At 36.7% G+C, this 13,181-nt stretch carries 12 protein-coding genes; 4 read left to right on the top strand and 8 right to left on the bottom strand.

All coding sequences use genetic code 11. The annotated features are described in order from the left end of the window. The 6 genes from hutI to AC1RNS_RS14810 form a co-directional block, all read right to left on the bottom strand. Positions 1-1,272: an imidazolonepropionase gene (gene hutI / locus AC1RNS_RS14835; protein ID WP_492993709.1), complete on the bottom strand. Its 1,272-nt coding sequence runs from the start codon at positions 1,270-1,272 to the stop codon at positions 1-3. Between the two features lie 175 nt (positions 1,273-1,447). Next, positions 1,448-2,452 carry a polysaccharide deacetylase family protein gene (locus AC1RNS_RS14830; protein WP_492993708.1) on the bottom strand — a complete coding sequence of 335 codons (1,005 nt, stop codon included), beginning with the start codon at positions 2,450-2,452 and terminating at the stop codon, positions 1,448-1,450. Beyond that, positions 2,440-3,186, bottom strand: coding sequence for a GNAT family N-acetyltransferase (locus tag AC1RNS_RS14825; RefSeq protein ID WP_492993706.1), 747 nt, complete (start codon positions 3,184-3,186; stop codon positions 2,440-2,442). Before AC1RNS_RS14825 ends, AC1RNS_RS14830 begins: the two co-directional genes overlap by 13 nt. Continuing rightward, positions 3,167-4,840, bottom strand: a complete 1,674-nt coding sequence (locus tag AC1RNS_RS14820) for a GNAT family N-acetyltransferase (protein WP_492993705.1) — start codon at positions 4,838-4,840, stop codon at positions 3,167-3,169. The genes AC1RNS_RS14825 and AC1RNS_RS14820 overlap by 20 nt, the downstream gene beginning before the upstream one ends. A gap of 245 nt (positions 4,841-5,085) precedes the next feature. After that, positions 5,086-5,508, bottom strand: coding sequence for an SACOL1771 family peroxiredoxin (locus AC1RNS_RS14815; RefSeq protein WP_492993704.1), 423 nt, complete (start codon positions 5,506-5,508; stop codon positions 5,086-5,088). Positions 5,509-5,915: 407 nt separating this feature from the next. Next, on the bottom strand, positions 5,916-7,526 hold the full coding sequence (locus tag AC1RNS_RS14810) for a Na/Pi cotransporter family protein (protein ID WP_492993702.1): 1,611 nt from the start codon (positions 7,524-7,526) through the stop codon (positions 5,916-5,918). Positions 7,527-7,765: 239 nt separating this feature from the next. On the opposite strand from AC1RNS_RS14810, the gene AC1RNS_RS14805 reads away from it, so the two are divergent. Continuing rightward, complete coding sequence (locus AC1RNS_RS14805; RefSeq protein WP_492993701.1) at positions 7,766-8,338, top strand: NUMOD4 domain-containing protein; 573 nt, start codon at positions 7,766-7,768, stop codon at positions 8,336-8,338. 77 nt (positions 8,339-8,415) lie between these two features. Here AC1RNS_RS14805 and AC1RNS_RS14800 read toward each other — a convergent pair whose 3' ends face one another. Further along, positions 8,416-8,631, bottom strand: a complete 216-nt coding sequence (locus tag AC1RNS_RS14800) for a hypothetical protein (protein WP_492993700.1) — start codon at positions 8,629-8,631, stop codon at positions 8,416-8,418. Positions 8,632-8,826: 195 nt separating this feature from the next. Here AC1RNS_RS14800 and AC1RNS_RS14795 point away from each other — a divergent pair, with 195 nt between their 5' ends. Continuing rightward, positions 8,827-9,528 (top strand): ZIP family metal transporter, encoded by a 702-nt coding sequence (locus tag AC1RNS_RS14795; protein ID WP_492993698.1) that lies wholly within the window; start codon positions 8,827-8,829, stop codon positions 9,526-9,528. A 46-nt stretch (positions 9,529-9,574) separates the two neighbouring features. On the opposite strand, the gene AC1RNS_RS14790 is transcribed toward AC1RNS_RS14795, so the two are convergent. Then, on the bottom strand, positions 9,575-10,633 hold the full coding sequence (locus AC1RNS_RS14790) for an S-layer homology domain-containing protein (RefSeq protein WP_492993697.1): 1,059 nt from the start codon (positions 10,631-10,633) through the stop codon (positions 9,575-9,577). Positions 10,634-10,908: 275 nt separating this feature from the next. Here AC1RNS_RS14790 and AC1RNS_RS14785 point away from each other — a divergent pair, with 275 nt between their 5' ends. After that, positions 10,909-11,535, top strand: coding sequence for a hypothetical protein (locus AC1RNS_RS14785; RefSeq protein WP_492993695.1), 627 nt, complete (start codon positions 10,909-10,911; stop codon positions 11,533-11,535). 215 nt (positions 11,536-11,750) lie between these two features. Then, complete coding sequence (locus AC1RNS_RS14780; protein ID WP_492993694.1) at positions 11,751-12,650, top strand: 3-hydroxyacyl-CoA dehydrogenase; 900 nt, start codon at positions 11,751-11,753, stop codon at positions 12,648-12,650. The last annotated feature ends 531 nt before the right edge of the window (positions 12,651-13,181 follow it).

The raw sequence follows: 13,181 nt of genomic DNA, 5'->3' as shown, positions 1-13,181 counted from the left end.
TTAACCGACCACCTTTACGCCATTTTTCCAAACTTTTTTCACGTGATTGACACCAAAAATATAATGTAACTTTTGGTGATTATGTACATCCCATAGCACTAAATCTGCTTGTTTTCCTATCTCAATGGAACCTGCATGATCTTCAATTTGAAGTGCACAAGCAGCATTATATGTCGCAGCACACAGGCTTTCCGCAGGTGTCATTTTCATCATAATGCATGCTAGATTCATTACAAGTGGCATTGAAATGGTTGGAGAAGATCCGGGATTGCAATCCGTAGAAATTGCTACAGGCACACCTGCGTCAATTAAATCTCTTGCACGAGCTGGCTTTTCGCCAAGATACAAGGCTGTTGTTGGTAATAAACATGCTATGACACCTGAATTTGCAAGCGCTTGAATCCCCTCATCCGATACTTTCAATAAATGCTCAGCCGAGATTGCTCCTACCTTTGCTGCTACAAATGCCCCCTGGTTTTCTGCAATTTCATCAGCATGGATTTTAGGAATAAGCCCCTTGTCCTTACCAGCCAATAAAATACGCTCTGATTGATCAGGGGTAAACACATCGACCTCACAAAAAACATCGATAAATTTAGCTAAACCTTCCTCAACAACAGCAGGAATCATTTCCTCGATAACAAGTTTGATATAGTGCTCTGGATTATCCCGATACTCCTCTGGCACAGCATGAGCACCCATAAAGGTTGGCACAATATCTATAGGATGTTTTTCATGCAATTTTCGCATCACGCGCAATTGCTTTAGCTCATTATCCAAATCAAGTCCATAGCCACTTTTACTTTCGAGTGTTGTTACACCATGCTGTAAAAATAAATCCAATCGCCTCGTTGTTTGATTGAAAATATGCTCTTCGGACAATGCACGTATTTTTCTAGTTGTAGCATGTATTCCGCCGCCAGCGTTCATAATATCCATATAACTCGCACCTTCTAAACGCATTTCAAATTCATGCTCTCGACTGCCGCCAAAAACAACATGTGTATGTGGATCAATCAAACCAGGCGTCACAATTTTCCCTGTAGCATCTACAATGTCCGCTTCCTCTGCTCGCGGTAAATACTTCAGAATCAATTCACGTGTTGTTCCCACATCATGAATAACGCCATCTTCAATCCATACACTGCCTCCTTCAATAATTCCTAACTCTTTCATCTCCTCACGTATACGTGGACCTTTTTTTTCACTAGCAAGTGTCACTAATTGCGAAATATTTTGAATCCAAATCGGCCTTTGCTGTCTTTCTGTCATTCTATTATCCCCCTACTAATACTTCGAGCTTTTCAATATTTTTTAGTATCATAAGTAATTACATTTTCGGCATACTCCTGTATTTTCCCTTTTATTTTTTTAAAATTGTCATCCTTGTTAGCTGAAACTCCCATTAGAAAAAAAAAAAACGCAAACTAGAGCATTTTCTAGTTTGCTATTTTTTCTGTTTAGATAAATGATGACAAAGCTCTGCCACCTCATACATGGCATAACTTTGAAAGTTATATTTTTGAGATAGCTCTTGATAATACTGTAAGATTTCTTCAAGCATGGCTAAGTTTTTACCTAATTTCTTACCAAAATTATGCGGGTGCCACCATAAGTGATAAAATGTCTTTGTTGTCGCAGCCTCATGCATTGCCTCTTTAATACGTTTCATTTTTAAGCCCTCTAAAAAACGTAAAGGGCTGCAATATGGTCTTAAAAATGCACTTGAGTGAATATTAATCAATGTATCCTTTTGCATTTCCTCTAATGTGACCAAATGATTTCCTGTTATATTCATATAACTATCTAGCCATTTTTTGATCCTTATTGATTGACCTACATTCTGAGGGCTATATAATGTATGATTTTCATTCCCACGATAGCATATCAAGCCCACTTCTCGACATGCTGCAAAATACGCTTTATTTACCTGATTACGTGGAAAGACAATCGATTTCATTGGTCCAGTAGACTCCTCACAAATCATTGCAGTAGCATGTAAATCTGAACGAAAATCGGCTTCAGTTTGACCTTTTTCTAAACAATAAAAATGAGAAAATGTAAGGCTTCCAATCTCCTGATGAGGTGTACTTTTAATTCTCTCAATTAAGGATTTACCAAAATGTAAAAGATCTTGTTCTTCATTTTCTCCAACCTTGGCAAGCTGCATATGAGCTGCATAGCGCATATTGTCATATTTCACTGGGATTCCCCGTAAATAATGAGCCATTTCCGCTTTTGACTCTGCAAATAATAATCCAACCGTAGCCCAAGTCGCATGAATGCCATATTGCTCAAATAACGCTAAAATTTTAGGTAATGCCAAACGTACACCATTAATATTTTTATTGTATCGCCCATATCTAAATGTATCATGGACACCCCAATTCAACTCAAAATCCAATGATATCACGAGACCTCCATGATTTAGTTCGATTGTTACTTCCTCCATTTTTGCACGCCCAGTAACAGTGCACTAATTTTGGAATGAGCAATGTAGCCAGAATATACATTGACTACCTGACCACCAAAGCTCAATTTAAATTCACTAACATTTTGGTCATCCGTCAGCTTGCCCATATCGTATAAAACAAATCCTTGCTCCTTTAGATGTAATAAATTGTGCCAAAGTAAGAAGCGATTGGCATAACGGATAGGACGTTTTAAATGATCGAGTATTGTTTGAGAATGACAAGTGGCAACATAATAGGACATTGCTTTTTTAGCATGTACAATATCAAGTCTATAGCATAAAGTTTGTCCACAAATGCTTCGAATCTCAGACAACCATAAAGCCCCCTGATTATTTAACAGCATAATGGCTTCCATTTGAGACTTATTAATGGATTCAAGTTTTTTTCTTTTGGCAAAATTATTATAAAACTGCTGGAAGGTACGTAAATTTTCTTCAGATGGCTCCTTATAAATAAAAACTTGATAGGCTTCTTTTTGAGCACGACGAAGTATTTTTCGGTTGTTTTCTGATAGTGCGAGATACAATGACAGTGCACTTTCTGTAAGATAAATATGAACTGTCTCACTTTTAACAAGCTTTCGGCTCGGTACAAGTGAATGTGTATAGCCAATTACCTTCATTGATTTTCGAACATTTGCTGGCTTTTCTACAAAATAAAAATGCTGCATTGCGATATTCCATCGCTTACTTTTAATGGACAGAATGAACATCGCCCCCACTCTCTGTGTTTTTTTCTACATGAGTTCGCTGAAAACGAGCACATTTGAAATGTTTCATTCGAGAAATAGGTTTATAGCCCAGCTTTATCAAGCGCTTCCGCTTACGCCATTGCCAAAAGTTTGCTGTTATCCAGAGTGTTTGTGAAGGTTGGATTTTTTGAAAAAAAGCTGTAATTATATCGATATTTTTATAAACATCATAGCTTAAAAAATATGTCTGCTTTGGCAAGGTCTCAATAATTTGCATTGTGTCTACATACAAATTGGACGTATGTAAGGCAAACGCAGGCTGAGTCGTTTTTGCAAAGGAATCTTTATATACAGTATATCCCTTATAAAATAGAGTAATGATTTCTTCCTGATTAAGCTGCATCGCCTCTTGTATGGACATTTTCTCAAACAAATCTCCTACAGGCCGTTGTGGCGGGACGCTCTCTGATGGGGATAATTCATATACATTCACTTGCCTAAAACGTATAAACTTTTCTACGAATAGTTGCCCATATTCTAGCCAATCTTTGACTTTTCCATACTTTACTAAGTAACGTAATTGCTCCCCTGTATTGCGCCTCCATTTAACAAAGCGCTGATTCTGTGTTACATATTCCTTTAGTCGTGCTTTCAATATATACATATTTGCCAAAATCTTTGCTCGCCTCGTCCCGCTGCTGACAAGCATTTGTCTTGTAAAATCAATGTTTGAGCGCCAGTCAAATTTATAAGGTTCATAGCCTATCCCCATGTCAAACAGGTGGTAGTTTTCCGAAAAGGCAAATTTAATATTCTCCTGATTTGCTATTCGATCGGCTCCAAATATTTGAAAAATAGGCTCATAGGCAAGGGCATACGTGACATATCGCCCTCGACAGCAAAATCCATAGGTAAAGGCAATCCATTGATTTTCAAAAACTAGTGCATCTACCTTCACTTGCAGTGCTTCCCCTTTAAGAAGTGTTAGACGTTCAAGAAAATCTCGCTTCTTTCCTTTTCTATAAGCACTCGTATTTAGCCTTTTAGTCCACCGTTCTTCCAATAATTTAAACATTTCCCAAAGCTCGTCCTGAGAGGGGGTCTTCCTTATTAAAGAGCCTACATTTCGTAGCATTCTTTCACGATGATTCATATCGTGCTTTTTACTACACTGATGAAAATGGGTATGGAAGTCTATATCGTGAAAGTCTATATAAGGAGTTACTACTCGAAAAATATTTGGAGGTAGTTGCCTTTCTACAAAATATTCCTCTAATATCTTTGTAGACGCCTTGCTTTCTAGTAACCCATGAAATGAAAATAATAGATGCTTATGCTTTTTTATAAGCTGATCAAAGACAAAGGTCGTTGCAGATAGCATGGACTTCTTTAGTGCTACAAGCCCAGAGTAATTTGAGCTTTCTTCCCCTGCAAAAGCATAGATTCGTATTCCCCAACGAAGACGAATCGTAAATGGAAAAAAGGCAATAATTTGACCATTATTTTCAACTGCATAAAGCTCCACACGTTCACTTCGTCCCATAGTTTGCCACCAATTATAAAACCAGGAAAACTCAATAAATGGATTATCATTACCTTCCCTAGCTAAAATGTCATCCCACATATTTTTGTACCACATAAGCTCATCATCAGTTCTAATGCGAATTAATTGCACATCAATCACCTTTCTTAACAAACTTAGAAACAGCCTATTCATTAGAAAAATCAATTGCATTTTTAGCACTTAACTCTATATATTCATAGAGATGATTTCTAGAACTTTTTTGGTCAGGTAATATAAAAAAGGAGAGGCTGTTGAGAAAGTTAAACCTCTCGATAGCCCCACCCTTTTATCGTAAATATTCAAACTGCTATTATTTGATGTTCGAATCGAAATATCAACATTTTCGTCTCGAATTTCTAAGCCTGTAAAATCTGTACATGGCATTCAATTTGAACATTCCCCTTTAATGCCTTGCTAATCATACACGTCTGTTCTGCTTTTTCGGCTAAGCGGTAAATTCTTTTTAGTTCACGTTCAGAGAGATTTTTTACTTTAATACTTGGCTTATGGACAATTTTTTCATAGGTAAAAATACCATTGGTAACATCAACAAAGCCCTCAGCCTGCATAGATAGATTTAACACCTCTATCGTTGAATTTTCTAGTAAAGTAGCCAGTGTAATTAAATAACACGTAGCTGCTGCACCTAGTAGCATTTCATCAGGATTTGTACCAATTCCTGGTCCATTCATTTCCCGAGGAATAGAAATGTTCGTGTGCAAATTAGCTGCAGCAATTTCCCCTTGTCCATTTCTACCCTCTGACCATTTTAACTGCATATGAAATACATGTTGAATCCTAAAAACCTCCTTTTAATGATGCCTGTTCAAATAACTTCTTTGCAGTTTAGCTTAGCAGATTTTCATATCAATGTGGTCACCTACTTTAACGCAATTATAATGAGTTACCTGCGTGATTATCCTTTTATCGGAGCAGTTTTCTTGGCTCCCTGAGCGTTTTTTCCACTCAGCTGAGCTATTTTCTCAGATACCCGAGCGCTTTTTCCACTCAGCTGAGCAGTTTTCACAGCCATCCGAGCGCTTTTTCCACTTAGCCGAGCAGTTTTAATGGCTATCTGAGCAACTCCCCCTCCCAAAGCAATTGCTACTCGGCGCCTTTTCTATCTGACTTAATTGCAATAAAAAAATGCCCGCACTCTTTGCATAAGCAAGAGTCGAGCATTTTTTTATTCTGTGGCAGCAACGTTCTTTTCTGTATCAGCATGGCGGTTTTTTTTCGTTGCTGTTTGGTATTCTGCTAAACGAGCAGTTGTGCGCCAATAGTGATAAACTAAACGATCAATCCATAGAAGCGCTTCCACTTTTGTTACAGCTGTCTCTAACTCTACGACATTTTCAACAGAATGCTCGAAATAGGCATTTCGTTTATCGCGTCGCACAGCAGCCATTTCTGATGACGTTTCCATTAATAGAACGGAAATCTCAGGCAAGCGTTCATCTTCATCGATTATCAATAAAACTTCCTCAAGTACCTCTAACCATTTTTGCGTTAATGTGGATTGCAGCTGAAAGGCGCTTGGATTTTGCTCTCGTAATGCCTTTGTCAAACGAAGCAAGTGATCAAGTGCATGTAACAAGGAAATATGTTTATGACGATCCTTCGTGGCCGTTGATTGGATAGCATCCATAAATAAGCGTGTTTTTTCAATAGCATCATCAATCAGATTTAATTTACTTTCAGCTTCTGTTGTCATCTTTTTACTTCGAATAAGAGATACGATTACTGTTGTTAATTCCTTCGTGATGTCCTGTAGAGTATTAAAGGAAACCTCCACAGCTACCCCAGGAATTTTTGCCACACTATCATCGAGATTTCGTGTTAAATGATTCCCCTTCTCTGGTATCATTTTTTCAATAGCCCTCGCAAACGGTCGGACAAACGGCACGAAAATAATGGCACCAATGACACTAAATAAAGTGTGGAAAACAGCAATACCTAATGTTTCATCAAAGCTGCCATTAATGAATGTCGTCACATTTTTCGTTAACGCAAACATCAATGTTGCACCAATCGTAACAATAATGGCTGTGGCAACGTTAAACAGAACATGCGTCATCGCTGTACGTTTTGCAGCAGTCGACGCCCCAATCGCAGCAAAAAGGGCTGTTGCAGTAGTTCCTATATTTTGACCAATTACTAAATAGGCTGCCTGTTCAAAATCAATAGCTCCTGCATATAAAGCGGTTAAAGTGGCTGCAATTGCTGCACTTGATGCCTGCATAATCACTGTCATGACTAGACCAAGTACAATTAAAATAAGCTGACCACCTATAGAATCCGCCTGAAATGAATCAAATGGAATTTTATCCTGAACGGATGCCATTCCTCCCTGTAATACATCAATGCCTAAAAATAGTAAGCCAAAGCCTGTCAAAAGTCCGCCTATCGCTTTAAAATCACGTGGAGCTAATAATTGCACAAAGACACCAAGTGCAATAAAAGGTAAGGACATTGTCTGCATATTAATTTTGAAGCCAATAAGTGAAATAATCCATCCTGTGCTTGTGCTACCTATATTTGCTCCAATAATAACACCAATTGACTGTATAAAGGTGAGCAGCCCAGCACTTACAAAACCAATTGTAATCAGAGTTGTTGCAGTAGAGGATTGCACAATCATTGTCATCAATGTACCTGAAAGAACTGAACTAATTGTTCCACCTGTAAATCGATTCAACCATTTTTTTAGAGCATCCCCAGCAAGCTCCTTTAAACCGTTAGTAAGCATGGTCATCCCAAGTAAAAATAAACCAATGCCTCCTAATACATTTATCAAACTTCTAACACTCCCTACAAAATATAATAAATATTTTTTGTTCATCATATGTAGCTGATGAACCTATATAATCAAACATTACTTAATATTACCATTATTAAAATTAAGAGGGTAGCTAACATTTCTGTTCTGATGCAGTTTTTTTCATAGAAGCTCTATCGTCTCACTGTCGAATTATGAAAACATTGACATTAAATTTATGGTAGAATAGAAAAAATGATTTTTTAGGAGATATAATGATGATATTAACGAAGCAGCAAGCACTACAAGCACTAAATAAAAACAAATTTATCGGTTTTACTATTACAACAGGAAATATTATTATAAAAAAAATTAATAAAACCGATTACAATATATTCGTTTTTGAGGAAGAGAAAGAAAAACCTATGCACTATGTAGGCTCTATTATGAACGTGATGGCGACAATGAGTGACAAAGCTTCCCAAAAGGATTTTATTATTGTGGAGCAGCTCCCAGCACAACAAGAAGAAAAGGAAGAAACAATTGATGAAAATAAAGCTGATTGCGATGAAGTCAGTCGTACGATTTCTGGATATGATGGCCTATATGAAATAACACAGAGTGGTCGAATTATTTCTGTACGTGAAAATCGCCCATTAACTCGATGCAATGATGAGTATGGCTTCCATATTGTTCGCCTAACTAAGGAAGGGACTGCAGCTAGTCATAATGTCTTTGAACTATGGCAGCAAGCATTTCCTGAGCTTGAACAAACTGCGTTTAAGGGTGCCTTAAAAGCAAAATATGGCACAGGCTGTAAATTAATAGATAAACCAGGTATTCACTTTTAATGCAAATATCCTCAGTGCTATTTCACTGAGGATATACTTTTTATACAATAGAAAGCTCAATTACCTTTCCAACATTTTTATGGTTTAAGAATCACCTTTATGCATTCATCCTCACAATCATTGAAAAATTGATAAGCCTTACTTGCTTCTTCAGCAGTAGCTAAAGTGTAATACTCTCCCTCGAATCCTGCCCCTTTATAGAAATGCAAATTTAAGCCAAATAAAGCCATAGATGTAATGCTTACTAAAATCTCATCTTTCTTTTTTAATTCGAGACCTTTTACATTTTTCACTTGTAAATCTTTTACACCTCGATAGGATTCCTGCCCTCATGGTATGTACTCAATACATTTTCATCTAAGAACAAGTTGTAGTATTCAATTATTGTAAATTGGTATCTTTTCCTTTTAAACCTATGATTATCATATTCATTTCTACTTAGCATATATTTTGTAATACGCTTAAAGTTTGGGATGAGGTGGAGAATTTTGCAGTTGAGTGCAATGGTGCTTGGTGGTTTTCTTTTTTTCAGTATTAGCATAGGAGGAGCGATTGCTTGGGTGTTCTCGAAGCTTTTTCAGCATACATCCCAAGGCTTATCATTATTATGTGGTGGATTTCTAGTTGGCTTACTAGCACTTGATATCGTTCCTTCTTCATTTCACCTATATCAAACATTTGGTTTAATCCTGGGCATTTTTATTGGTTATTTTATTTTCCAAATATTAGATACTATCTTTCATACTTCCCACTCTCAAAACCCTTCAGTCACCCTGCTAGCAATTGCTATGATTATTCACACCATTCCCATTAGTCTTACTCTGGGAAATTTACTAGGAAATGCGGCATTAAGTATTTCAATTACAGCATCTATTATTCTTCATCACCTACCAGAAGGCTTTGCACTTTCAACAGCTCTTTTATCCCAGGGAGAGCGACTATGGAGACTTTTTCTTTATTTCATCGTATTCTCTATTTTCTTTAGTATTTCCATATGGATTGGTCAATACTGGGATTTATCTGAAAAGGCACAGGGGGTATTAATGGGGATTTCCATTGGCTTAATTGCCACTACTAGTATATCTGAATTTATTTTGCATCATATTCGTTCTGTCACACTAAAGTCCTTGATCATCTATGTTGGTCTAGGTTATTTATTAAGCTATGTATTTCATACTTTAGTTGAATAAAAAGCAATCCACTGATAAAATGTGGATTGCTTCTTTTTATTCAAAACTATTCTTCTTCACCTGCTAGCAATAATGTCAGCGATAAAATTTTTGAGAACTGTGCACGTGTAAGATTGCCCTTTGGATTAAATTTACCATTTGACCCATCGATTATGTGTAATTGCTGTAAAATACCGATTGCTTCCACAGCTTCCTTACGCATTTGATTCTTATCTGTGAAGGTGTTATTCTTGCTCACTTTGGTTAAATCAAATTCTATTGCTTCTAGGTAGCTAGCTGTTACATAGGCCATTTCCTCACGTGTAACAGGTTTATTTGGCTCAAATTTAGTTCCATCAAAAATATCAATTAAGCCATACTCCTCTAAAATCGCAACTTCCTTTGCACCCCAGAAGCCATTCAAATCACTATATGTAGCTGGACTCTCATAATCCTCATTAACATCAAATCCTGCGGCATTGAAAATCATTGATGCTAATTGTCCACGTGTTACCTGTCCATTTGGATTAAAGGTTGTAGCAGAAGTCCCTTTAATAATATCTGCTTGATAAAGTAATTGGATATAACTCTCAGCCCAATGTCCGATTGTATCTGTGAAATAGCCACCTGGTTTTAATTCAACATCTGCACGACTAAATACCATCATCATATTATTTAAGCCTTGTGTGTCCAATGCTTCCCATTTCCCAGCTGCAAACACTTCCGCTTTGAAGCTATTACCAGATTGAGTAATTCGCATTTGTATAGTGTCACCAAATAATTTTTTAAATCCTTCGATCTCTGTCTTAAATGCCTGTTCTCCTTCTGGATATAAGTTTGTTCCATCTGTATAGGATTGCATGATAGCTGCTAACGAAATCTTCACCGTAATACTATTTGGTGTTGATACTAAAGTTAGCTCATCGCCTAAACCCACCTTCGAAAGCAAAAACAGCTTGTAAACATCTTGATAGGACATGGATTGCAGTTGGTTAGTTGCGGCTACTACTTGTTTAGGATGAATAATGCTACTAACATCACTATTATCTTGCGCATGTACCTGTAAGCCAAAACCTCCTGTAAAGCATGCAATACTAAGAGCCCCAGCTAATATTGTTTTTTTCATTCCACTTTCTCCTCTCCATTCATAGAGTCAGTGTACTAAAACAGTAGTTAGTAAATCTATAAAATAATGTAAATAATTCAAAATTCTAAAATAGTCCTATATTTTAGAATGGCGTGAATGTAAAAAGATAGTTTATTATAGTAATTTTTGGCTTGTCTATATATGTAATGTATCTAGATTATAATTTCAAATATAGGATTATTTTGCTATTATAATTGTATCATTAACTGCATATTGGAATGACTACATCTATTAAATGAAAGGAAGTTTATTACTTGATCAATATATTAACAGGAATATTTCTACTAAGTGGTTTAATAGCTGCGATTTTTCTGCTTCTTGCCATTTTCAATTTCATAAAGCTAGATAAAATCAAAGCTGTAAAAATGTTGAAATTTACAGGCATCTCAATTGTCATTTTTATTTTGTCTTTTATTGCAGTAGGAGAACTTGGAACTACTAGAAAAGAGAAGCAAGATGAAAAACCTGTAGCAAAGATTGAAACGTTAGGAGATGTAACTTGGCAAGATAAAGTGAAAGAGATTGCTGCACTTAACAATACACCTACCGAAAAATTCGATACTATTGTAGCCTATGCTAAAAAATATCCTTCGACAAAGGCTGAAATTAAAGAATTTGAGAATGACATTATAGCTGAGTATAAAAACAAAAAATATTTAGCGGATATTAAAGATGAGACCTATTTATTAAGCAATATTTTTAAGGCATATGTTATTAATAGACACTATGGGGATGAAGAAACACCTATTAATGATTTTGTCTATGGATTTTATCAAAATTCTAATAATGTTTTGAGTGGAATCGAATCAAACAATAGCAATACAATTAAATATAATGAACGCCAAATGGATAAAGCACTAGCAGCCATTGAAAGCCCATAAAATGTCACTTTTTTTGTGACATTTTTTTATGTTGAAAACACATACTTGAAAAAGAGATTTTCAAGTTAAAAGGCAAATTCTTTATATCATTATAATAACTGAGTCTTTCATTTGATTTTTTCATATCGGAAGAAGTAGTATGGAGTTGTAACAAGAGAGGCAGTACATATCCAAACTATTATATTAATGTAATAATATCAGAGGAGGAATTCATGATGAATTATCAAAATATTACAGTTGCAGGTAGCGGAGTTTTAGGTAGTCAGATTGCCTATCAAACAGCTTTCAAAGGGTTTAATGTAACGGTTTACGATATTAATGATGAAGCTTTGAAAAATGCACAAGATCGTATCACAAAATTAAAACCATTTTATCAGCAAGATTTAGGAGCCTCCCAGGAAGAAGTAGATGCGGCATACGCTCGCCTAACATTTAAAAGTGATCTTGCGGAAGCTGTTGCAAATGCTGATCTTGTCATCGAAGCAATCCCTGAAGTGGTCAAAATTAAAATTGATTTTTACACTACTCTTGGCAAAGTAGCCCCTGCGAAAACTATTTTCGCTACAAACTCTTCTACATTATTGCCAAGCCAATTTGCTGAAGCAACTGGCCGCCCAGAAAAGTTTTTAGCACTTCATTTCGCAAACACAATCTGGAAAAATAACACGGCTGAAGTTATGAAACACCCAGGTACAGATATGAAGATATTCGATGAAGTAGTAGAGTTTGCGCGTGCAATCGGTATGGTGCCACTACCATTATATAAAGAGCAGCCAGGCTATATTTTAAATTCATTACTCGTACCATTTTTAGATGCAGCTGAATCGCTGTTAGTCAAAGAGGTAGCAGACCCAGAAACAATCGATAAAACGTGGATGATTGGTACAGGTGCTCCACTCGGTCCATTTGCTATCCTAGACATTGTTGGTATTAACACTGCTTATAACATTGTGGAAGCGAAAGCAGCAGCGTCAGGCGATGAAAATATGAAAAAACTCGCGAACCTGTTAAAAACAGAGTATATCGACAAAGGCAAACTCGGCCGCGCAACAGGCGAAGGCTTCTATAACTATCCAAACCCAAGCTTCGCAAAACCTGATTTCTTAAAAGGCTAATTATCAAACGATGCACATAGCTAGTAACGCTGTGCATCGTTTTTTTATTGGGATAGAGTTGTTCAAAACGACTTCGATTTAGAAATGATTTGAGCCTGCAAATAAAATGATTGGCTCAGGGGCGAATTGATTGGATTTCACCCTAAAGTGATCAAGTTTGCTACTTTTTTGATCCACTTGTAGCTTTAATTGATCAGGTCTGTCTCTTTTTTGATCACCTTGCACACAAATTGCTCAGGTCAGACAATAAATTGATCAGCTTGCATCACAAACTGCTCTGGTCAGCCCATTAATTGATCACCTTATAGAACAAACTGCTCAGGTCGACTCATTAATTGATCGCCTTCCAACCCAAACCGCTCGGGTTACACATTAAATTGATCGCCTTCCAATCCAAACTGCTCGGGTTACACATTAAATTGATCGGCTTCCAACCCAAACCGCTCGGGTTACCCATTAAATTGATCGCCTTCCAACCCAAACTGCTCGGGTTACACATTAAATTGATCACCTTCTAACCCAAACCGCTCG

Source organism: Lysinibacillus sp. GW821-FHT14F06, assembly GCF_058803665.1.
Note: the sequence above shows the minus strand (reverse complement) of the source record. Positions and strands in the feature narration are given on the sequence as shown.